The 23,567-nt window shown below is 41.8% G+C and carries 16 protein-coding genes; 7 read left to right on the top strand and 9 right to left on the bottom strand.

The window, feature by feature from the left end; all coding sequences use genetic code 11:
* Positions 1-571: 571 nt before the first annotated feature.
* Positions 572-1,885, top strand: a complete 1,314-nt coding sequence (locus BV375_RS01785) for a glycoside hydrolase family 10 protein (RefSeq protein ID WP_086756601.1) — start codon at positions 572-574, stop codon at positions 1,883-1,885.
* 612 nt (positions 1,886-2,497) lie between these two features.
* Here the strand turns inward: BV375_RS01785 and BV375_RS01780 are convergent.
* Together BV375_RS01780 and BV375_RS37940 are read right to left on the bottom strand one after the other, a co-directional pair.
* A complete protein-coding gene (locus BV375_RS01780; RefSeq protein WP_086756599.1) occupies positions 2,498-3,535 on the bottom strand; it encodes a hypothetical protein in 1,038 nt (345 codons plus the stop codon).
* Between the two features lie 10 nt (positions 3,536-3,545).
* Positions 3,546-3,791 carry a hypothetical protein gene (locus BV375_RS37940; RefSeq protein WP_086756597.1) on the bottom strand — a complete coding sequence of 82 codons (246 nt, stop codon included), beginning with the start codon at positions 3,789-3,791 and terminating at the stop codon, positions 3,546-3,548.
* Positions 3,792-4,447: 656 nt separating this feature from the next.
* On the opposite strand from BV375_RS37940, the gene BV375_RS01770 reads away from it, so the two are divergent.
* Positions 4,448-4,696 (top strand): helix-turn-helix transcriptional regulator, encoded by a 249-nt coding sequence (locus BV375_RS01770; RefSeq protein ID WP_086756595.1) that lies wholly within the window; start codon positions 4,448-4,450, stop codon positions 4,694-4,696.
* Positions 4,693-8,367, top strand: coding sequence for a PAS domain S-box protein (locus BV375_RS01765; RefSeq protein WP_086756594.1), 3,675 nt, complete (start codon positions 4,693-4,695; stop codon positions 8,365-8,367). Before BV375_RS01770 ends, BV375_RS01765 begins: the two co-directional genes overlap by 4 nt.
* Before the next feature lie 134 nt (positions 8,368-8,501).
* Here BV375_RS01765 and BV375_RS01760 read toward each other — a convergent pair whose 3' ends face one another.
* Both BV375_RS01760 and BV375_RS01755 read right to left on the bottom strand, forming a co-directional pair.
* Positions 8,502-8,972 (bottom strand): Hsp20/alpha crystallin family protein, encoded by a 471-nt coding sequence (locus tag BV375_RS01760; protein ID WP_086756591.1) that lies wholly within the window; start codon positions 8,970-8,972, stop codon positions 8,502-8,504.
* 279 nt (positions 8,973-9,251) lie between these two features.
* Positions 9,252-9,950, bottom strand: coding sequence for a rhomboid family intramembrane serine protease (locus BV375_RS01755; protein ID WP_086756589.1), 699 nt, complete (start codon positions 9,948-9,950; stop codon positions 9,252-9,254).
* Positions 9,951-10,138: 188 nt separating this feature from the next.
* On the opposite strand from BV375_RS01755, the gene BV375_RS01750 reads away from it, so the two are divergent.
* Positions 10,139-12,268 (top strand): serine/threonine-protein kinase, encoded by a 2,130-nt coding sequence (locus tag BV375_RS01750; RefSeq protein ID WP_086756587.1) that lies wholly within the window; start codon positions 10,139-10,141, stop codon positions 12,266-12,268.
* Between the two features lie 185 nt (positions 12,269-12,453).
* Here BV375_RS01750 and BV375_RS01745 read toward each other — a convergent pair whose 3' ends face one another.
* Complete coding sequence (locus tag BV375_RS01745) at positions 12,454-14,241, bottom strand: serine/threonine-protein kinase (protein WP_086756585.1); 1,788 nt, start codon at positions 14,239-14,241, stop codon at positions 12,454-12,456.
* 508 nt (positions 14,242-14,749) lie between these two features.
* On the opposite strand from BV375_RS01745, the gene BV375_RS01740 reads away from it, so the two are divergent.
* Positions 14,750-15,115 (top strand): hypothetical protein, encoded by a 366-nt coding sequence (locus BV375_RS01740; protein WP_243713811.1) that lies wholly within the window; start codon positions 14,750-14,752, stop codon positions 15,113-15,115.
* Between the two features lie 420 nt (positions 15,116-15,535).
* On the opposite strand, the gene BV375_RS01735 is transcribed toward BV375_RS01740, so the two are convergent.
* Positions 15,536-17,164 (bottom strand): cyclic peptide export ABC transporter, encoded by a 1,629-nt coding sequence (locus tag BV375_RS01735; RefSeq protein WP_086756583.1) that lies wholly within the window; start codon positions 17,162-17,164, stop codon positions 15,536-15,538.
* Between the two features lie 132 nt (positions 17,165-17,296).
* Here BV375_RS01735 and hpnI point away from each other — a divergent pair, with 132 nt between their 5' ends.
* A complete protein-coding gene (hpnI, locus tag BV375_RS01730) occupies positions 17,297-18,481 on the top strand; it encodes a bacteriohopanetetrol glucosamine biosynthesis glycosyltransferase HpnI (protein ID WP_086756581.1) in 1,185 nt (394 codons plus the stop codon).
* 137 nt (positions 18,482-18,618) lie between these two features.
* Here the strand turns inward: hpnI and hpnH are convergent, their stop codons facing one another.
* From hpnH to BV375_RS01715, 3 genes are all read right to left on the bottom strand, one after another.
* Positions 18,619-19,635 (bottom strand): adenosyl-hopene transferase HpnH, encoded by a 1,017-nt coding sequence (hpnH, locus tag BV375_RS01725; protein WP_086756579.1) that lies wholly within the window; start codon positions 19,633-19,635, stop codon positions 18,619-18,621.
* A 96-nt stretch (positions 19,636-19,731) separates the two neighbouring features.
* Positions 19,732-20,718: a hopanoid-associated sugar epimerase gene (hpnA, locus tag BV375_RS01720; protein ID WP_086756613.1), complete on the bottom strand. Its 987-nt coding sequence runs from the start codon at positions 20,716-20,718 to the stop codon at positions 19,732-19,734.
* A complete protein-coding gene (locus BV375_RS01715) occupies positions 20,715-23,330 on the bottom strand; it encodes an efflux RND transporter permease subunit (protein WP_243713812.1) in 2,616 nt (871 codons plus the stop codon). The genes hpnA and BV375_RS01715 overlap by 4 nt, the downstream gene beginning before the upstream one ends.
* Between BV375_RS01715 and BV375_RS37935 the strand changes: the two genes are divergently transcribed.
* Positions 23,272-23,487 carry a hypothetical protein gene (locus BV375_RS37935; protein ID WP_243713813.1) on the top strand — a complete coding sequence of 72 codons (216 nt, stop codon included), beginning with the start codon at positions 23,272-23,274 and terminating at the stop codon, positions 23,485-23,487. The genes BV375_RS01715 and BV375_RS37935 overlap by 59 nt on opposite strands.
* The last annotated feature ends 80 nt before the right edge of the window (positions 23,488-23,567 follow it).

Raw genomic sequence — 23,567 nt, 5'->3', positions numbered from 1 at the left:
CCGCCTGCGGGGAGGGGAAGTTTTGGCTTTAGACAAAACTGGGGTGGGGTGACGAGGATCGTAATGGTAGGTGAGTGAATACAAAATCACCTTATAACAAGGGTTTCACGTTAAGTTGACACGTATGAGCAATGCTAAACCCTTAGCTTAACCGCGTATTTGTATCATTATTAAGGTGAAATAGTATAAAATCTCACGGTAGCAAGGCTATTTCTCTCTATCAAGCGACTCCTTTAAGTAAAGAGCGATCGCAGAGTACGCCAAGCAGGCCAAGGGAAAATTTTTCTGATGTGGAAGTGTCGCTATTTTGTGAAATCATGTTCTTAATAAATACAAGTTTTGCCAAGTCTGTTCTGAGCTAAGTACCTAGAAAGTAGTTTTTTTACAAATAAATCAAGTTATTACTCTGATAAGAAAAGATACATCGGGCACTAATGACGATTAGCTACGTCAATTATTTTAGATTGCTGAGTCTGCTTCAGTTCGTCTGAGGTCAAGATTTCGATGCCCAGGGGAATGCATAACTACCAGTTAACTAATTCTCTAGTAAGCATAAATGCTTGTAGACTGTATGACTAGTAGACTCCATAAAAAAAGCATCCAATGGCGCGTGTGTTTAGCTAACGCATCATTCAAACCTATGAAACTAATTTTGAAATTAATTTTTCCTTTTCAAAGTTGGCGACTTAGACACGCGGCAACTTTTACTCAGACATTGCGCAAGCGATTGTTCCCGATACTAGTGTTGATATCGTGTATTACGGTATTACTGGTAGATAATCTTACCCCTGCGATCGCTCAGATCTCCCAACTACCCCGTGAAGAAATTCGCGGGGTTTGGATGACTAATAACGATATTGACATCCTCAAGGAACGCTCCAAAGTACAGGAGGCTGTTAGCCAACTGCGCCGGCTCAACTTTAACACTATTTATCCCGTAGTGTGGAATTCTGGCTATGTAATGTATCCTAGTGCGGTGGCAAAGCGTACAGGCATCCAACCTTTTGTTTTGCGAGGCTCAGACGGACACGATATTCTAGCAGATCTCATCAACCAAGCCCATCGTCACGGGCTGCTTGTAATTCCTTGGTTTGAGTTTGGCTTTATGGCTCCCCCAACATCAGAATTGGTAATGGAGCATCCAAATTGGTTGACGCAAAAGCGAGATGGTAGTCAAACTTCTGTTAGTGCTGCTGGCGAGGTGATGTGGCTCAATCCTTTCCATCCAGAAGTGCAGCAGTTTATCACTAGTCTCGTGCTAGAAAACATCAGCCAATATGATGTTGATGGCATTCAGTTTGACGATCACATGAGTTTGCCATATGAATTTGGCTACGATCCATACACAGTTGCGTTATACACCAAGGAAACTAAAAATAACCCTCCAGCCAATCCTCAAGATCAAGCATGGATGCGCTGGCGGGCAGATAAAATAACAGCGTTTATGGTACAACTCAACCGAGCTGTGAAAGCTCAAAAATCTCGCTTGATTTTCTCTGTCTCTCCAAATTACTACGACTTTGCCTACAAGTTTCAATTACAAGACTGGCTCAACTGGATACGACTCAATATCGTGGATGAGCTAATTGTGCAAATTTATCGTCCCAATCTCCAAGGTTTTATTAGCAATCTCTCTCGTCAAGAAATTCAAGAAGCGCAAAAATCGATACCCACTGGTGTTGGCATTATGGCAGGGTTGCGTAATAATCCAGCCCCAATGCAGCAAATTCAATCCCAGGTGCGAGCTGCGCAAGAACGGGGCTTAGGCGTAGCGTTTTTCTATTATGAAAGCCTTTGGGAATCTGCTCCGGAAGCTGCCGCAGAAAGGCAGGCAGGATTTCAAGCCCTCTTCCGTGCTCCTGCGCTCCGCGCCAGAGTTGAATAATAAAGCGTTAGCGTTAGCGAGGAACGAGCGTCGGAACGAGCTTCACCCGTAAGGGTGGCTCTTGTTTAAAAGGGGTATGTATCCCCGATCTTACAAAACCTTCTGCCACGGCAGTTGCTTTATGCCAACGGTAGTCCGCACAACGGGGGGAACCCCCGCAAGCGGCTGCCTTGGAAACCCGTCCACCGCACTGCCTGCTCTGCCTCCTGCCTTCTTCAATAACTCCTATGATGATTGATTGTGTAACCTACAGCCATCTTCAAATAATTAGACCATACATTGTAGGGTGAACATACCCAGCAAAAGCCCAATCGATAGACCTTTGAAATACTGGTGGGCGCTGCCTAGGCTGTTAACTTTGATGGAATTTAAGGGTTTTTGGTTCATGCTGTTTCTGCGTCTGCGTAAAGTCTCTGTTTAGTCAAACTACGGTATATACACAAATGATCTAATCACCTCACTTTTTTAAGATACAAGGGTGTGTTACGCCGTAGGCTAACGCACCGTATGTACCATCCGAGATTGTTTGGTGCGTTATGGATGACAGGCTTAACGCACCCTACCAGATGAATGACTTGTGTAGATACCGTAGACACTGAAACAGAGGTAGATTCAACGTGAGCTTTTCTCTAGCATTAAATTTTTGTCCCAGGTATACAATCCAACCTTGTCAGGCACTCTAGAGAATCGCCCTGTGCGATAACCTCGTGATAACTCATTGAGTACCTTGCTTTTGATCTCTCTAAGTTCATCAGCATCTAGTTCTCCATAAAGTCCAGCGATCACTTCCGCAACTGTAAAAATTTTTCCCGAATTTTGCTTTAAGAGAGAGGTGATGGCATCAATCAAAAATTGACCCTCAAATACTCTAAGCATCGGTACTATTTTTGTTTTGGGGAGTATCAAAGGTTTCTTCTTTTTCTGTTGGAGAGTCTTAGCAGAACCATTGCCATTACTTGAGGTTAGCAACTTTAAATCCAAAGTATAACAGCCAGGTTCGTCGGGAATTGCAAACCAACTATTACCCCTACCCTGGGTAAGTGAGGATTGGACTCTACCTTTAACTACTTTGAAGATATGTGGCTCTAAATCACCATATAGCGATCGCACAATGAAATCTATATGGCATACAGTACCACTATGTTCTTGCAAGACTTTTTTGATAGCTTCTATGCGATTGATATAGTGTTGATACTCAGGGAGCATTGGAAAGTCTTGCCCCTTGATCGATTGATCTTTAGGCTCAGGGGTAGACTTGTTGGCTGAATTTGGACTTACAGATTGGTCACTGTGGGTATTTGTAGCGGCGGATGAAATAGTCTCCTTGTCCAAATTGTTAGAGTCTGAAAGTTCAAATTGAGTTGACTCTATCAAGTGGGTATCGGAATCAGCAATGTCATCTGTCGATAATAATGTCTCTTCTGAATGAAGAGGGGATGTTTCATCGGTAACATCAAGTGTGGCAATTTGGTTGTTAGTCTCTGGTGTTGACCAGTTAGACAACAAAGCTTCTACATGATTGAGATGCGATCGCGCTTGTGTATATAAGCGTTCGTACTCTTCTACAATGCGAGCATAGTACTCTCTTAATTCCAAAAGTGGAGAGAGGAAAACGTCAGGAGGAGGTTCTAATTGTCCCTTTACAGTCATAAGGTGTTAATCAATCTAAATCAGATTTACTTTTGTAAGTCATTGGTCTAGGTTTGGCTTTTGTCGCTGGTTGTTGCGGTTTTTTGGGCGCTTGGGGAGGGCGACATTGTTCACAATATAACGGTCGAGGTCCAAAAGTCTCGCGTTTTGTACTCTCATTGCACTGCTTGCAGATAAAGTTAAAAACACGAGTGTGAATCTCTCTTTTATGCGCTCTGACCGTATACTCTCTAACGTCTATTAACTTACTAGCCATAATCACGAGTTGTGAATTTCCGTCCTATCAATATAGCTATTCAAGCAAATGAAATAGCATCAGTGTGTATCAACTTGCCGATTTTAGAGAATTTTCTAGCTTAAGCTATAGACTCGGTAATGACACAACCCCCCCAAAGTTTGTAAATAAAAATTATTTACCATCTTCAGAGGCTGTCTCAAAAGTCTTTAGTGATACACGAAGTTATTGCAGCTTCCTCTAACTCACTCTTAAAAAAGAGAGATCCAAAGGCTGTACTTCCCCCCCGTTCCCAGTTGGCTGGGGAGTAAGAACAAAATATCTAATATTTCAAGATACATCCTCTGAGAAGAATTTTGATTTTAAAGTAATTCATACTTTAGTGATTTTTGTTGCAGCAAAAGTTATTTTTTCATAACAACTCCTGATGACCCTAGCCAAGTAAACAGTAAAAAAAAAGGGTTATAAGGGCAAAATGCACTAGAAATTTAAACCCTTGTTGGTTTAGAAGCTAGGATGTCTGTGTTTGATAATTGATGTTCTTTCCACATCCCTACACCCGAATTTTGATTCACCTTGGTGCGCTCCATCTACTATGACTTGGGATAGATGTAAGGGCAGTTATAGCATCTGCTATAGTCCAAGATCAGGGAAAAAATTAACAGTAAAATTGCCTTATGCCTGCGATCGCACAGCTAGAGGTGGCACAGTTGGTGATTGAAATTCGGCAGCGCCTAAAACTTTCACAGGTAAAATTAGCCAAGAGGCTAGGAGTTTCGTTTCACAGTATCAACCGATGGGAAAACGGACGAGCGCAACCTTCACCACTGGCTATGAAACAGATTCAAGATCTGTTGCATCAGATGGGAGAACTTGGTGAGGATCTTTTAGCCAAGTACTTTCAAAAACAGGAGCAGAAACTGTGACTGCTGAAGTCAAGGCAAGTATCCCCCAAGAAATTGCACAAGTCTTAGCCAAGATTGGCAGCGCTTTTTTCATGTTGAACAATCAATGGCGCTACACCTATGTTAATGACAAGGCAGCTGAACTAGCTGGGATTAATCAAGAAAGTTTTTTGGGTAAAACTATATGGGAATTATTTCCTGAGACAGTCAATAGTCAACTGCAAGCAGAACTATATCGAGCTGTTACCGAACAAGTAGCAGTTGATTTTGAGTATTTCTTTCCAATTTCGCATCGCTGGTGGGAAAACCATATTTATCCCTCAGAAAACGGCGTAGCAATGTTCATTACGGATATTACTCAACGCAAGCGTAGCCAACAGTATCAAGCCGCACAGTATGCAATTACTAACATTCTGGCTGAGGCTACAACTGTTGCCAATGCTCTGCCAAAAGTGCTGCAATCTCTTTGTGAAAATCTGGGATGGCAAGCTGGTATTTTCTGGAGTGTAGACCTACAAATTAATGCCTTGCGTTGCATCAATACTTGGCAATCATCCTCTTTAAAAATAGAGGATTGCCGAGCATTTTACCAACAGACAAACTCTGAGATTGGTCAAGGTTTACCCAATCGGGTTTGGGCAAGTGGTCAGGCTGTTTGGGAGCAGAGAGAGGGGAGTAGGGAAGACAGTGAGTTGCAAGCGGCTATAGGATTTCCCATTGAGTTGGGTAGTGAAATTTTGGGTGTAATCGAATGTTTTAGCCAGCGAATTCTTGAACCTGATACTGAATTCCTGAAGGCGATCGCTAGTCAAATTGGTCAGTTCATCGAGCGCAAACGCATGGAATCTCTACTAAGTCAGAGCGAAGCACGCTACCGTTCCCTAGCAGAGTCCAGTGCCGCGATTATCTGGACTGCGGCACCTTGGGGCAATGTTGTCGAAGAAATTCCTACTTGGCAGGTTTTTACAGGACAAACTCCCGCGCACTACAAAGGGTGGGGTTGGCTTGACGCAATCCACCCAGAAGATCGGCAATCAATAGCTGCTATCTGGAAAGCAGTTTATGCTACACGCAGTATTGCAGTGGCGGAATATCGTGTACGCCGACATGACGGCGAATACCGTCACATGAGTATCCGTAGCGTACCCATACTCGATGAAACAGGCGAAATCCAAGAATGGGTAGGAATGTGTGTTGATATTACTGAACACAAGCAAGCCGAGGCGGAACGAGAGATACTGCTGCGGCAATTAGAAACAGAGCGAACTCGCTTACTTGAAACCAATACCCTACTCGATACTCTCTTTAACAACGCGCCTATCGGTATTGGAATCTGGGATGAAAATTTAAGATACGTGCGCTTAAATAACGCTTTAGCTGAAATTAATGGTCTGCCTCAAGAAGCACATATTGGTAAGACTGTTGCTGAACTACTACCTGAAGTAGATGCGGAAGTTATGGCAGCTTTTCGTCATGTAGTTGAGACAGGAGAATCTATTGTTGCCCAGGAAGCAAGTGGCGAAACCCCCGCTGCACCCGGTAAGCTAAGGTACTGGTCGGTCAATTACTACCCGATCGCACTACCCAATAAAATCACTTGGGTGGGTGCAACTTGTGAAGAAATTACTGAGCGTAAGCAAGCAGAAGCAGCACTCCAAGAAAGTGAGACCCGGTTTCGACTACTAGCAGAGAATTCCACTGATATGATTTCACGTCATACAGCCAATGGAAATATGCTGTACATTTCCCCAGCCTGCCGCACAATTTTAGGCTATGAACCAGAGGAAATGATCGGTCGTTTTAACTATGAGTTTGTTCACCCAGAGGATCTGGCGGAAATTGCTAAAAATTACCCAAGCAATGCAGATTTACCAGATATTTATACCGTAACGCATCGGGCTGTTCACAAAGACGGACATTATGTTTGGCTGGAGGCAAAAGTTCGCGCCATCCACGATCTGCAAACTCAGGAAATTATAGAAATACAAGCATCCTCTCGTGATATTACAGAGCGCAAGCAAGAGGAAGAAAGACAGATCTTTCTGGCTGAAGCTAGCGGTATTTTAGCTTCATCACTGGATTATGAAACAACTTTAGCTAGTTTGGCGCAGTTGATAGTGCCTGAAATTGCTGATTGGTGCGTAGTTGATATTGTTGATGAGAATCAGTCAGTTCATCGGGTAGCAACAGCCCATGCCGATCCAACAAAACAGCAATTGGTAGAACAGTTAAAAAACTATCCCCCTGATTTAGCGCGAACTGAAGGTGTTGCTGAGGTGATTCGCTCAGGTAAGCCACAAATTACTCATTTTATCCCTGGGCAAAAAATGCAAGCGGTCAGTCAGAATGATAGTCATCTGCAACTTTTGCAGGAGCTAAAGCCTAAGTCTGGTATGTGTGTGCCGCTGATTGTTGGGGGGCGGGTGTTGGGAGCGATAACTTTAGTATCTACTTCGGGCCGTGATTACGATGATCGCAACCTCATCTTAACTGAAGAACTGGCTCGCCGCGCTGCCACAGCCGTTGATAATGCGCGACTCTACACCGCTGAACAAACTGCACGAGAAGCAGCAGAAACAGCTAACCGAATTAAGGATGAATTTCTGGCAGTTCTTTCCCATGAATTGCGATCGCCACTTAATCCGATTCTGGGGTGGTCGAATCTACTCCAAACCCAAAATCTTGACGACCAAACCAGCGCTTATGCTTTAAAGACCATTGAGCGTAATGCTAGGTTACAAGCTGAACTAATTGAAGACCTCTTGGATATCTCCCGGATTCTCCAAGGCAAACTTAGCCTCAATAGTAGCCCAGTCGATTTGGTATCTGTAATTACCGCCGCAATGGAGACAGTCAGGCTCTCAGCAGAAGCCAAGTCAATTGCAATACACACAATGCGAGATCCCGAAGTTGGGCAAGTGTTGGGAGATTCCAGCCGATTACAGCAAATTGTTTGGAATTTACTTTCTAATGCCGTTAAGTTTACCCCAGAAGGGGGGCGGGTAGATATTCGACTGGAACAGATTGGTACTCAAGCTCAAATTACAATTAGCGACACTGGTAAAGGTATCAGCAGCGATTTTCTGCCCTATGTGTTTGACTACTTCCGCCAAGAAAACAGTACCAGTACAAGAAAGTTTGGCGGACTAGGGTTGGGGCTAGCAATTGTCCGCCACTTAGTCGAACTACATGGCGGAACAGTCCAAGCACAGAGTCAAGGTGAAGGACAGGGAGCAACTTTTATTGTCAAACTTCCACTAATGCAACAGCGATCGCCGGTGAACAATGACACTACAGAGCCTCAGCCAGCTTTAGATTTAAATGGTGTACAGATTTTATTAGTGGATGATGATACAGATACAAGGGATTTTCTCAGCTTTTTCTTAGAAGAGTACGGGGCAAATGTCACAGCCACGGCATCAGCTGCGGAAGCACTCGCTGCTTTAACCCAGTCCCAGCCAGATATACTGTTAAGCGATATAGGAATGCCAGAAGTCGATGGTTGGATGTTAATCAACCAAGTAAGAATGTTGTCACCGGAACAAGGGGGTCAAATTCCCGCGATCGCAATTACTGCTTATGCTGGACAAATTAACGCACAGCAAGCATTGAGCGCCGGGTTTAACAAGCATCTTGCTAAACCAGTAGAGCCAACAGAATTATTAGAGATGATTATCAACTTGCTCGTTTGAAATAGTAATACCAATTTTAAAAATGATTGCTTTGGTGATATGTGAAATTATAAAAAGCGATCGCACCTGAACTATCAAACCAGATGCGATCGCCATCTTAGCCAAAGCTAATAAATCAGAGCGAAAATTTTTAATTAACCAATATTAACCTTGACAGTTTTTTGCTTGTCTGACAAAGATTTCGGCAAGGTTAGCCTGAGAATGCCATCTTTGTATTCGGCTTCTACCTTATCATTTTGAATTTGGACTGGTAGTGGAATCACCCGCTGAAATCTTCCATAGCGGAACTCAGAGCGAGCTATACCTTTTTCTTCAGTCTTAGTTTCAGTCTTCCGCTCGCCGCTAATAGAAACTGCGTCAGCAGTTACTTCTACATTAATATCTTTAGCATCCAAGCCAGGGACTTCTAGCCTTAGGTGAATTGCGTCATCAGTTTCTTCCATTTCAGCAGCAGGAACGAAGCCAAATCCCATACTTTCACCACCATTACTTGTTGGCGTTAACCTATCAAACAAGCGATTCATTTGCCGCTGTAAAGTATCAATGTCGCGGAATGGTTCTAACCGTTCAATATCTCGGAAGGGGTCCCAACGAATGAGTGCCATAGTATCACCTCATTAGAAGCAATCTTTGGTTTTTGGAAGCTCAATCTCAAACTTCCTAGTTATTAGATTAGAGTAACTTTAAAACCTAGTAGGTTCGGTTTTTTAGCAAATGTCTATAGCAATAACCGTACTTAATTATAATTTTGACAATTTGTTATCAAAAAACCCAGATGCCAACAAGTATAATTTTTATTTTGAAGCAAGTTCATAGGTAATCATTTATGAGTTTAGATTTACATATCTCCTATTCTTTTTTGTCACAATTACTTTACTATACTTTCATCTTCTCTGAAATCGCATAAAGACTGCACCAATCAATAATCCCGCTGCCTGTGTCCAGTAAGCGAGGCTAAATTGATTAACACCTACAGGAGGAATATTTAAACTACCTATGCCATAAAAAACCTGTTGAATAAACCACCAAAATAAATAAACAAAAGCTGGTAATTCAACGGGAATATATACAAATACTAGGGGTAGAATAGTGTCAATTTTGGCTTTAGGAAACTTCATAACATATGCCCCTAAAATAGATGCGATCGCACCATTCGCTCCAATCAATGGAACTGTCAAACTTGGTTGAGCTAATATTTGTACTATTCCTGTTACAATCCCACTTAATAAGTAAAATCCTAAATAGCGTTTATGACCAAGTATATTTTCTAAAGTCTTGCCAAAAACCCATAAAAATAATAAATTTCCTAATATTTGACTAAAGCTACCGTGTAAAAACATTCCTAAAGGCAAACAAATCAACCGCCAGCATACAATTATCCAAGCTGCCGGGTTAACGAAGGCATTTGTAATTGCTCCAGTAATCTGCGCTGGAATTATACCCCAACTGAAAACAAAGTCGGCTAATTTATCACCTAATTCCAGTTGAATTTCCCATAAAAATATTGCAATATTAATGCCAACCAGCCAGTAATTAATAATCGGTCGATGCCGAATATGAATATTATCACTAATAGGAATCATTGAGAATTGTCATTTGTCATTTGTCATTTGTCATTGGGCATTAGGCATGTAGGAGAGATGGTGAAGAAAACTCCCACACCCCCCACACTCCCCACACTCTCTTGTCCCCCGCCCCTTCTCGCGCCGAATCCGGTTAGCCTGTGCCAAGATTGAAATTAGATAATATCGCGCTCAACTAGGCAAACCTGATGCTGGGAAACACACTTGTTGGAAGATACCAAATTATTAGCCATTTGGGTGGTGGGGGATTTGGGGAAACCTTTATCGCTTGTGATACTCAATTGCCGGGATCTCCTCAATGTGTTGTGAAAAAACTCAAGCCTCAGGCAAATGATCCAGTCACTTTAGAGACTGCTAGACGTTTATTTGATACAGAAGCTCAAGTTCTGTATAAATTAGGCACTCATGATTATATTCCCCAACTTTTAGCATACTTTGAAGAAAACGCAGAATTCTATCTGGTACAAGAATTTATCGAAGGTCATGACTTAAGTCAAGAATTAACGCCAGGGAAAACTTTTAGCCAAGATGAGGTAATTTCCCTGTTGATAGAAATTCTAGAAATTTTAGAGTTTGTTCACCAACAAAAAGTAATTCACCGCGATGTCAATCCGTGCAATGTACTCAGACGCCAACAAGATGGCAAGTTAGTATTAATTGATTTTGGTGCAGTTAAACAAATTACCACCCAAGTAGTTACGCCACAAGGACAAACTAAATCTACTGTTGCTATCGGTACGCCTGGCTATCTTCCTGGGGAACAAGCGCAAGGTAATCCTAAATTTAGCAGTGATATTTATGCAGTGGGAATAATTGCGATTCAAGCTCTCACAGGATTATCTCCTGAACAATTAGAAAAAGATGCCGATACTTATGAGATTATCTGGCAAAATCACACCAAAGTCTCTCCAGAATTTGCACAAGTATTAAACAAAATGGTATGTTATGACTTTCGGCAGCGCTACGCTTCAGCAACGGATGCATTAAAGGCGCTAAGAGAGTTAACACAACCGGCTCCTCAAACAATCGCATTAACTCCAGCGTTACCATTTAAGAATTTAAAAAAATATAGATATAGAAAAGATATAATTCATAAGCTTTTAGCAGCAGTATTTATCTTAGGTGTAACTGGAGCAGGTTCTATATTTATTATTGACGGTATTCATACAAATAACGCCACAGAATTATATAAACAAGGTAATACACTGTATGACTTACAACGCTATCAAGACGCACTTGCTGCCTATAATAAAGCAGTTGATATCAGACCAAATTATGCTCAAGGGTGGTATGGTCGGGGCAACAGTCTATCTGCATTAAAACAATACAAAGAAGCTCTGGCGGCATATGATAAAGCAATTCAAATTCAGCCAGATTACTTAGAAGCTTGGAGCAGTAGAGGATTTGTGTTGGAAAATTCACAGCGCTATAAAGAAGCGATCGCCTCTTTTGACAAAGCCCTACAATTAGAAAATAACTCTCCTGAAATCTGGAATGCTAAAGGTGAAGCTTTTAGTACCTTAAAACAATATGAAAATGCCATAAAAGCTTACGACCAAGCAATTGAATTTCAAAAAAATTATTACCTTGCTTGGTATAACAAAGGACTAGCACTACATAATTTAAAACGTTACGAAGATGCAATTACAGCCTACGATAAAGCTATAGAATTAAAACCAGATTATGATACAGGGTGGTATAGTCGCGGCAATTCTCTAGTAAATCTAAATCGCTACGAAGATGCATTTAGAGATTATGACAAAGCAGTGCAATATAAACCAGATTATTACCAAGCTTGGTTATCTAGGGGCAATGTTCTGATTACTTTACGACGTTATCCAGAAGCAGTTGCATCTTTCGACCAAGTAATTAAATATAATTCCGATAACTACCAAGTATGGTACAGCCGAGGTTGGGCACTACATCAAAGCCAACGCTATCTAGAAGCAATTCAATCTTACAATAAAGCCATAGCGTTGAAGCGCAATGATTATCAAGTTTGGTATAACTTGGGAAATTCTCAATACAATTTACAGAAATACGAAGATGCGATCGCATCTTATAATAGAGCAGTTCGTTACAAGCCAGACCACTACGAAAGTTGGTATAGCAGAGGTAATGCTCTAGTAAATTTGAAACGCTTTCAAGATGCGATCGCATCTTATGCCCAAGCAATAAAATATAAGCCCGACTACCAACAAGCAATAGAAGCAAGCAAGCAAGCACAGAATCAATTACAAACTGAAAAACCACAGCCTGTAATTGTACCAATTATCCGACTTCCTAATCCCCTTGCTCCAAATCAGCCACCGCGTTAATCGCCTTCAATCTTGAGGCGATTCCAGGATACCGTCACCAATTGCTAACTGCACTTTGGTGAATTGTGCTTCTATAACTTGAGGCAATAATACCATTTTGGATTTTAGATTTTGGATTGTGAAATATTTATTGAATAAATATTTCAAATTTCCATCTATCGCAATCATTTTTCAAATTGGTATAACTATTGAATACTCACGTCGTGAATATCAATAATAGGTCTTAATTTTTCAATCTTTCTATTTGAGTAGTAACTGCTATTTGAGCTAGTTTTTTTTGCCGAAGAATTTTGCCTTGATAAAGCTATACTATTTGTTTGCGATCGCAGGCGTTGCTTTTGAGTATACTCATTCAATTTAATTTGAGCTTGGGCATAAACAGGAGTATTTTTCGGAACCTTTTGTAGAAATCTTACAGCGTCTTCAAATTCGCCAGCAGAGGCTTTATTGTAAGCTTTTTGTAAAAAAAATGTAGCTCTAATATGTTGCTTTTGATCGTACTCAGCCAATTTTTTTTGGACTAAAGCTCCCGCAGAACTTTCTAGAGGAACTTGACGAAGATATTGTATAGCAGCGGCAAAATCTCTGTTACTTGCACTCGTGTAAGCTTTTGCTAACAAGTCTTGTGTCTGTGCTTCCAGATGAGTGCGTGCCTGCTCAACTAGTTTATCTGTTTTAGATTGCCAATATAAAATATCGGGAACTTTAGGAGCAATAGTAAGTACATCTGACCATCTACCAGCATGAAAGGCTGTTTCAGCAAATTGGTATTGTTCAGCAGCAACTTGCCATTGCTGTTGCCATTCGTCAATTGTGGCTTGAGCTTCTGGATAAATATTGCTGTCGGAGGGAATCGATTTCACCAGGGCGATCGCTTCTTGCAAATCTCCTGATTGATATTCTTCTGTTGCTTTATATAAAGTTTCTTTTTCTGAATAGACTGGAGAATTAGTAAATAAAGAATACATTCCCAATCCTAACAACATCGAATTAGCCGCCAAGCCTACTTTCATCCCTGTTAGTAGGGGAGCCGATTTTGTTGATGCAGAACTTTGAGGTAAATGGCTAACTTTTACAGGGGGTTCTAGGTGCTGTTCATGCTGTACTTGTGCAGGTGGTAAATGAGTTTCCCACAGCATTTCTTGAAGTATATGTAGTACCTCACTTGCAGATTGAAAACGATCTTGGTAATCGTAGCGGATCATTTGGCTAAGAATAGCAGCTAAATAATCATTAACTGGTATTTGTGGAGAATGCCAAATAATCTCATTCGTATAAGGATCTAATTTAAATTGTAGTGGTGACAACCCTGTTAATGCCTGGATAGCGATTATACCTAAAGAATAAATATCACTATTGGGCTGTGTTTGACCAATAAATTGCTCTGGCGGTATATATCCCAATGAAGTTACAGGAACTGAATGGATAGGTAATTCTGAATCCTCGCCAAAATCAAATGGCTGAATTGAGCCAAAATCAATCAGCACTAATCTGCCATCATAAGCACGTCTGATCAGATTTTCCGGTTTGATGTCGCAATGGATAACGCCTTGAGAGTGGACGAATTCCAGAATTCCTAAGACATCTTCGAGAAATCCGATAACTTCGCTTTCACTCCAAATCTCTCTAGACTGTTTATTAATTGGTAGTTCCTCTGTTAGCGCATGTCCTTCAATAAACTCTTGCACTAAGTAGAATCGCTCATTCTCTTCAAAACAAGCAATAAGTTGGGGAATTTGATTGTGGCGTCCTAAACGCTTGAGAGTTTCAGTTTCAGTAAGAAAACGCAGTCTTAAGTTGTCTAAGTAACTGGGGTGGGAACTGCTAACCTTTAGTTGTTTAACAACACATTTTGGGTTTTCTGGGTATTCTATGTCTACGGCAGTGTATGTCTGTCCAAATACCCCTGCACCTAGGCTTTGGACGATTTGGTAACGTGCTTGTAGTACTTTACCGATCATGTGGTGGGTCATGAGCTGGTTACTGAGTAAGTCCTGATATAAGTTTTCTGATCTTTTCCCCCATTTTCCGGAATGCCTTAGAATTAATTCCACAGAGGGATGACTGTATGAATGACAAGTTTATTTGTGTAAGTAGTTTTTACTAATAAAAATAGTATGTTAAGGTTTTTATACAAAATCTTACAGTAAGCTCTCTGGTATTAAAAAGTATTAAGCTTGACAAATTTTTACTTCATACTGCACTTATATGCTGTGCCAGTTGATGTATCTATCTTGACCAGGATTTTTACTTTATTCAAAAAGTATTAATAAGTACAGCAATCCCCGATAAGTCCTGAACAAAAATCATGAAAATAAACTTCCAAAGATAAGGCTACTGACCTGTATAAAGTACATAAACAAAATTAGTTACACATTCTCTACCCTATTTCCCGTTCCCTCGTTTAGCTAATTAACCCCTTTGTAGGAGGTAATGAGCAAGCAAATCAGTGTATTTTACTGATAGCCAGACCAATACAACATGGTTTGCAGCAGCATTAATGTGATAGAGGTAGAAATCATGTTGAAACTGTTATTTACCCGCTTCATCAAAGTAACAGCCTTCGGGTTCTCAACTGCTTTGTTACTTGCTGGGCAGACTGCTGTTAATGCTGAACAAGCCTTGCCTCGCCTAACTCCACAACAAGCTCAACATTTATCCCGTGACTTGGTTCCATATAATTCTCAAGAATTTTTCCGCCAAGGTCAAGAATTGATGGAGAGAGAAATTCAACTGCTCAGACAAAGACAACTTTCCGCGAATGAACCTGTGCTCAAGATCAATTTAAGACCACAAGTCAAAAAAGACCGCCTCCCAAGCAACAACTCTAATGTCTTACCCAAGTAATCAGTAGCCGTCATGAACGGGTGCATCCCAGTTTTTATTTTGCCACTAGAGAATAACTGTCATTGCGAGGAGGAACGACGTAGCAATCACAAAATCTTCAACTAAGAACGAGTCCATGCGATTGCTTCGCTCCGCTCGCAATGACGTTCAAAAAAGTGGGATGCTCCCTCATGAACTATATAGGCCATGACGGATAAAAACGCTTTTTTATTTGAGTATTATGGTTCTTCAGTATCTATTATGCTAAAGTCGCAATAATAAATCGAAATCTGGAGTGGTGCGGGCATCTTACCCGCTACGAAGAGCAGGGAGCAAGATGCTCCCACTACTTTTAAAACTTATCAAAATAGATGTGGTTTAAGTACGGTAGAGCCAGTATTATTTGGTTCAAAATTTGTTTAACACTAAGGTGTCTGCGTTTTATCTGCCAGACTCATGGTCGTACTCAATTTTGCCATAGTCTAGTTTTACTACCCGATCTGCTAAATCAAAATAGCGATCGTCATGGCTGATTACCAGTACAGTTTTACCTTTATCTCTTAGTTCCGGTAACAGCTGAGTGTAAAATATGTCCTTGAATAATGGATCTTGGTCAGCTGCCCATTCATCAAATAGATAAATTGGTCGATCTTCTAAATAAGCAGTGAGTAAAGCCAATCGTTTACGCTGTCCTTGAGAAAGCTCAGTGGTAGAAAGTTTGCCATTTTCAACTTTCACTTTATGGTCTAATTGGAGTTGCTTGAGGTATTTTTTGGCTTTAGTATCTAAGTCAGGATTTTCTAAGCCTAAAAGTTCCTCAAATAAATAGAAGTCGGAGAAAACTACCGAAAAATGCTGACGATACCATTCTCGATTATTGTCATTAATTGACTCTTTATCTAACAGAATTTCTCCATTTTCAGGAATATAGAGTCCAGTAATTAGTTTGGCTAAGGTAGATTTACCACTACCGTTACCACCAACAATAAAAACTATTTCTTTGCAAAATAACGTCAAATCAATAGGGCCGAGGATAAAGCTATTATCTTCTTGATCTCTATAATAAGTATGGGTAATACCCTTTAATTGTAGGCGTTGCCAAGAAGTTTTCACAGTTGGTGGCACAGTTGATGTTTCTACTCGGCTAGCTAGAGATAAACCCAACGACTCTATCTTTTTTAAAGCCACGTTGGCTCTAATAACTTGGGGCAAATTATTAACTATATTGTCCATTGGCAACATCAAATAAGTGAAAGTTAGGATGAAGCCAGAGAGAGTATGGGGACTAATAGTAATCAAATTAGGTAACGCAAACAACAAAAAGCCAACCGCGAAAAAAAATATAAATCTGCCCCAACTAGTAGTAGTCGCAAACAAAGTCAATCCTTGAACATTATGATTGCGGTATCTAATAGCTGTTGATTGTAGTTGTTTTTCTAAAAATACTTGGCGGCGTCGATAATTGAGTTTAAGTTCTTTAACGCCTTCGGTAACGGTGCGAAAATGCTTAAACAGTACATCTTGATCTTCACGGGCAAGAGCAAGCAATTTCCCTCCTCCGCGTAACAGCCATTGGCAACTACCAAGTGCTACCACCATTAATCCGAAAACCATCAAAAATACTAACCAAGAAAGCCAAGTTATATACACTAGGCAACCGAAAACCATCGCCAAATCAATGCATAAGAAAGGAATGAGATATACGGCATTAGCAACAGCTTGGACATCTTCTGTTAGAGTTGCCAATATGCGAGGATTCCCTAGTTGTTCGAGATGACTTAACTCAGAAGCAAGTATTTGATGGCTCAAGCCCATCCGTAATTGCAAGATAGCATTTTGAGAGAGGCGAACTAGCATTACCTGAGAAATTATGCTGGTAATTAGTGCAACTATCACTAATCCAACAAAACCCCACGCTATGGATGTGAGGGGTGAGTGGGTATCAGGATTTGCAGCAGAACTAATGAGAGCAATTAGTCCAGCACTACTACCACCACTCAGGAATCCGGTAATGATCGCGATCGCCACCATCCCCCATGAAGAACGTAAAAGAAAATAAATCAGATTCATGAAAATATAATTAGCAATTTCTGGAGTGCGCTCTCCTAGGGGTAAAAACGAAATTTATCAGATGAACTCTCTATTATCCCATTCTATAAATAGAATTTATCAATATTTTCAACCAACAGTAGGAGATGTTACATGGGGTTTACTTCATTCTTCAACTCTCAGATTGCAATTATTGCGTTGCTGCTGTTAATACTTTGCCTCTCAGCTATCTTGTTCTACTGCTACAGCATATATGCAGCGATCGCTTTTTTTAGCCAACCCCATACTATAGAACCAGGTTTCCATCCACCTATCACCATCCTCAAGCCGATTTGCGGAATTGATCGGGATGCTGAACAAAACCTGGCTTCTTTTTGTCAGCAGGATTATCCAGATTATCAAATTATCTTCGCCGTGCGCGATCGCCAAGACCCTGCGATCGCAATTATCGCCAAAATTATCCAGCAATTTCCTGATGTGGATATTCATCTGGTGGTGAGCGATCGCATCATTGGCGCTAACCTCAAGGTGAGTAATCTAGCAAATGCTGTCACTGCTGCTAAACACGAAATTTTCCTGATCGCCGATAGTGATATTCGCGTGGGTAAAGACTATTTGCAACGAGTTATCCAGCCTCTCAAAGACCAGCAGGTGGGTGTGGTTACTTGTTTGTATCGTTCTTTAGCCCCAGGATGGGTAACAGCTTTAGAAGCGCTGGGTACGTCTACGGACTTTCATCCTAGTATTTTAGTTAGCAATCAATTAGAAGATATAAAATTTGCTTTCGGTTCTACCATTGTCATCCGCAAACAGGCACTAGAAGCAATTGGTGGATTTGAAGCTATTGCTGATTATCTTGCAGATGACTTCCAACTAGGCTATTTACCAGCCCAAGCAGGTTACAAAGTAATACTATCTAATTACATAGTCGATCATGTATTGGCTACTAGCACATTAGCCCAAACCATCCAGCGCCAAATCCGTTGGGCGCGTTGTATCCGTGTTTCTCGCCCTTGGGGTTATGTCGGACTGCTGTTTACTTACGGTACAGTTGCTAGTTTACTTTTATTACTGGCTACGGGTGGATCAATATTAGGCTGGACTTTACTAGCTATTACTTGGGTGATGCGTTTGCTTATGAGTTGGATAGTTGCCGTGAAAATCCTAAATGACCAAGTAGCCAAAAAGTTCTTCTGGGTAATTCCTGTGCGTGATTTATTCCACTTTGCAATTTGGTGTAGTGGTTTTGTGGGTAGCACAATTGCATGGCGGGGACAAAAATTAAAGTTGATCAAAGGTGGTAAATTGGCGGCGATGACAGCAGATTTCGCAAATTAAATAGCAAAACACGGGTTTGAAAGGTTTGAAATTGGAAAAGCGATCGCCAAAAAAGGAATTAATGGTAATTATTACCCACCATATTTAGGGTGTGGTGGGCATTGCCCACCCTACTTTTTTAATTTCGTCTAACTGTACTACTTACCAAACACAGTTCCTAAGGAACGCGCTATATTTTGTGGTTGCATCGCATCCATTGCTGCTGTTGGTTCATAGCCACAGTGAACCATGCAATCGGCACATTTGGGATTACCACTAGCACGACCGTATTGACTCCAATCGGTATCTTCTAGCAATTCCTTGAAGGTGGAGTAATACCCTTCATTTAATAGATAGCAAGGTTTTTGCCAGCCGAGAACGCTGTAACTTGGGCTACCCCAAGGCGTACATTCGTAGTCCTTCTCACCTGTGAGGAAGTCTAAGAATAGAGGGTTGTGATTGAAGTTCCAGTTTTTCGCACCAGATTTTTGCGGGGCAAGAATTTCTCTGAATAAGGCTCGTGTTTGTTCGCGTTTGAGAAAATGATTCTGATCTGGTGCCCACTCGTAACTGTAACCAGGAGAAATCATCATGCCATCAGTATTCAGGGTTTCTAAGAAGTCGAAGAACTCCTGCATTTCTTTGGGGTCAGTACCCTCAAAGATAGTGGTGTTTGTTGTCACCCGAAAACCTTTGGCTTTAGCAGCACGAATGGCTTTGACGGCAATATCAAAAACGCCTTTGCGGTCTACAGACTTATCGTGTAACTCTTGCAACCCATCTAAATGGACGCTAAAAGTCAGGTAAGGAGAAGGTTGAAACTTATCCAGGCTTTTTTCTAGCAACAAACCATTAGTACACAAGTAAACATACTTTTTGCGCGCAACTAATCCCCGGACAATCTCATCAATTTGAGGATGCAGTAGCGGTTCTCCCCCAGGAATTGAAACAACTGGTGCGCCACATTCTTCCACAGCAGCAAAGCACTGTTCTGGGGTAAGATTTTGCTTGAGAATTTCTACTGGATGTTGGATTTTACCACAACCGTTACAGGCTAAATTACAGCGAAACAGCGGTTCCAACATCAATACTAAAGGAAAGCGTTTACGTCCTTTCAAACGCTGAGTAACTAGATATTTTCCTATATCTATAGCTTGTTGTAGATTAATCGCCATTGATCTTTTAACTCCTCTGTTACGTTGTAAAACACCACCGAAAAAGTCAAATTGAGTTTTTGTAGTTAGTGCTTGAGCGCTGACTACGATTTTTTCTCATTTAACATACCCTCCCTTGACAAACCAATCGACAGCATCCTTAAGTGCTGTCGTCAGGGAAGACTGAGGTAGACCCAATTCTCGTACTGCTTTTGATGCATCGTAGTACATAGGTTGTTGAGCCATTCGCACACCATCTAATGGTACTGAGGGCGATTTCCCTAAGGGTGCGAGAATTTTTTCATCAACCCAAGCAACACTTAGAGGTAACCAAGCAGGTACGGCCTGTTGCGGAGCCTGCAAACCTGTAATTTGAGCGAGTTGTTCCAAAAGTTGCTTGAGGGTGAGATTTTGATGTCCTAAGATATAGCGATCGCCTGATTTACCTCGCTGCAAAGCTAGTAAATGCCCCCAAGCTACATCGCGCACATCAATAAAATTCAGCCCAGTATCCACGTAAAATGGCATTTGCCGCCGTAGAAACCGCAGGATAATATCACCTGTTGGCGTAGGTTTAATATCCAATGGCCCGATGGGGCTACTGGGATTGACCACAACTATTTCCTGACCTGCACTAGCTGCTTGCATGGCTGCTTGTTCCGCCAGAAATTTAGACTTTTTGTAGTGACCAACCAATTTATCTAAGGGACTCTGATGAGTTTCATCTACGACTTTACCAGATTCTCCTACCCCAATTGCAGCCACCGAGCTAGTATATACAGTGCGCTCAACACCAGCTTTTTGTGCTGCTGCTAGCACATTACGCGTACCTTGAACGTTGTGGCGGTAGAGTAACTCTTGGTCTGTTTGCCAAAGAGAATAATGAGCTGCTACATGAAACAAGTACTGACAACCCAACATTTGCTGCCAGAGATCGGAGTCATTTAAATCACCCTTGACAATTTCCACCTTTAAACCTTGGAGATTTTCCAGGTTGCTGCTAGGGCGTACCAGTGCTTTGACTGCATAGCCTTCTTGCAGCAACAGCCTGACTAAATGAGCACCGATAAAACCAGTACCCCCAGTAACAAAGACCTGCTTCAAGGAATCCACCTCTTTTTAAAACGCGGAAACCTGTCATCCAAAATTGCATAGACTACAGGCACAACAATTAAACTGAGGACAGTTGAAGTTACCAATCCACCAGTAATGGCTACAGCCATAGGCGATCGCAACTCTGAACCCGCACCCAAACCCAAGGCGATAGGCACCATACCTAAGATTGTGGCAGCAGTGGTCATCATGATTGGTCGAAGGCGTACTGGCCCGGCTTTGAGGATGGCTTCTTTGCGTTCCAGCCCAGAGTTACGCAATTGGTTGATGTAATCCACAATCAGAATGGCATTCTTATTGGTAATACCCAACAAAAACACAAAGCCGATGAGTGATATCATGCCGAAGTCGCTCTTTGTAATTAATAGCGCCAGCATTGCCCCCACCAAAGCCAAGGGTAAAGAAACGCCAATCACCACAGGGTCTACCCAGCTTTTGAATAGCCAAATCAGTACCACTACAATGCACAATGCTGATAGAGCTAAGGTAGTGCCGAAACTGCCAAAAACTTCACCTAGACGGGCAGAGTCTCCTCCCAAGTCTAAAGACACACCAGGGGGTAGTACTGCTTTAGCTTCTGCTACCACCTTATCTGTGGCATCACCTAAAGACATATCTTTACCGAGGTTGGCACTGATATAAGCCACTCGTTGATTATTTAGCCGCTCGATCTGAAAAATCTGGTCTTTTTGATTGCCTTCACCTGTAACAGCGACATCAGCGAATCCTGGTAGTTTCACTAATCGGTCTTTAATTGCCTTGGCTGCCTTGCTAAGTGCCTTGAGGTCGTTGCCTCTCAATGCCAACTGCAAAGGTTTTTGACCACCAGTATCGACAAATTGAATATCTTCCACACTGGTAGTGACATCAGGAAGATTCGGTAAAGAGGTACGCAATTGCTCTTGTAATTCCGCCGTTGTAATTTTGCGGTCTTCCTTGAGCTTGATATAAATTGTGCCTTTGTTCGGCTCACCCTCACGGGAACCAACGGTGGTAAATACCGTTTGCACAGCTGGTGATTTTCTGACTACCTCTTCTAGTTTCTTAGCAACTTGCAAAGAATCATCTAAAGGGTTGGAAATTGAGAGTTGGGATTGTGCATTGGCTATTCCCCCTTGTCCTGCTTGTCCTGCTTGTGCCCCTTGTGCCCCTTGTCCGCCCTGTCCTGCCCTTAAATGCTCAGGTAAGCTCAGCAAAGGAGTGGTGTAAGTAATATTAAATTCGCCGCGATCGAGTTTGGGAATAAATCCCTTGGGAATCATGGGAATGATGGCAATACCCGCAATTAAGCTGAGTAAAGCTAAACTCATGACTATTCGCTTGTGATCCAAAGACCAAGCCAGCAAATTTCGGTAACTTTGGGCAAAGTTAATCCATAGCTTAGATTCGCGACGGCGAGAACGGGACGATGCAGGTTTTAGCCAGTAAATAGACAGTACAGGTGACAAAGTTCTGGCTACTAGCAAAGAAGCCAGCATGGCGGCGGAAACAGTAATACCGAAGGGCTTGAAGAATTGACCAATCACTCCACCCATCAAACCAATTGGCAGGAAAACCGCTACGGCTGTCAAAGTGGCGGCGGTAACTGTAAGTCCAATTTCATTGGTGGCAGAAAGAGCAGCTTGACGGGGGTTTTCGCCATCTTCGACGTGCCGCATGATGTTTTCTACATCCACGATCGCGTCATCGACAATACTACCAATCACCAAAGCTAAGGCTAACAGAGTAATCGTTTCTAAGTTGAAGCCAAAGAACGCCATGACGATAAATGTCGCCAACAATGATGTCGGAATCGCCAAGGCAGAAATCAAGGTAGCTTGCCAGTTCCACAAAAATGGAAAGATCACAACTACCGATAACACAACTGCTTCAATCAAAGCGTCGATTGTGGAATGGGTGGCGTTGCGGATATATTCAGCCTGAGTAGCGGCTAAGGTAAGTTTGGCATCTTTGAGAGAAGACCGAAGCTTTTGAACTTCTTGCTCCACTCGGCTCACCACTTCCAAAGTATTAGCTGTGCCCTTTTTAATTACCTGAAATGCCAAAGCATCTTTGCCATTGAAGCGCACTAAAGTAGCTCCACCTTCCGGTAAAGCAGCTGTATTTGCTGCTAACTGGGGAGGGGAAGTAATAGGCGCACCCAATAGTACTACTTTGAGTACTCCTGGCAGTTTAGCGATCGCTGGCACGATTTTGTCTTTTGCCAACTTCGTCAGATCGCTAAGATTCCCAGAAGGGCTTTCAATGGCATAACTAATCGCAGATGACTCATTGAGATTCAAGGGAATAATTTTGTAATTTGCTCCCTGAGTCAAGGTCAACTTTTTGAGTGCAGTCTCAACTTGACGAGTCGAATTTTCGAGGTTTGTACCGACAACAAAAGACAAACTAACGGCAGTTTGACCTGGATAAGTGGATGAGCGGATATCCTCAATTCCTTCCAGGGATTGCAAACGCTTTTCTAGAGGTTGGGTGAGTTTTGTCTCTGTATCCAGGGCTGTTTCTATGGGGGCGGTAGCATTTACCACCACTACAGGAAAGGTAATGTCTGGAAACAAAGCATACTTGAGGGAACTGAAAGCCAAAAGCCCAGCTACCGTCACGGCAATCCAAAAACCTACCGTCAGCCACGAAAATTCAATCGCCAATCTAGAAATATTGAAGCGTTCTCGTGCGGATTTTGAGCTATTAGGCTTGACCATCTTGGAAAATCATCGTGCGGGTGACACAATTATTAGTCATGCTACAGTAATCACTTAAAGTTTGCGAGTTCGGGTACTCCCCAATCAGCAAGATTGCTGAATATTGTTACCTTGGTATGACTCAATTTTTCCTTTCTA

The organism is Nostoc sp. 106C (assembly GCF_002154725.1).
Taxonomy (GTDB): domain Bacteria; phylum Cyanobacteriota; class Cyanobacteriia; order Cyanobacteriales; family Nostocaceae; genus Aulosira.
The sequence above is the reverse complement of the archived record's forward strand: the minus strand, read 5'-3'. Positions and strand labels throughout refer to the sequence as shown.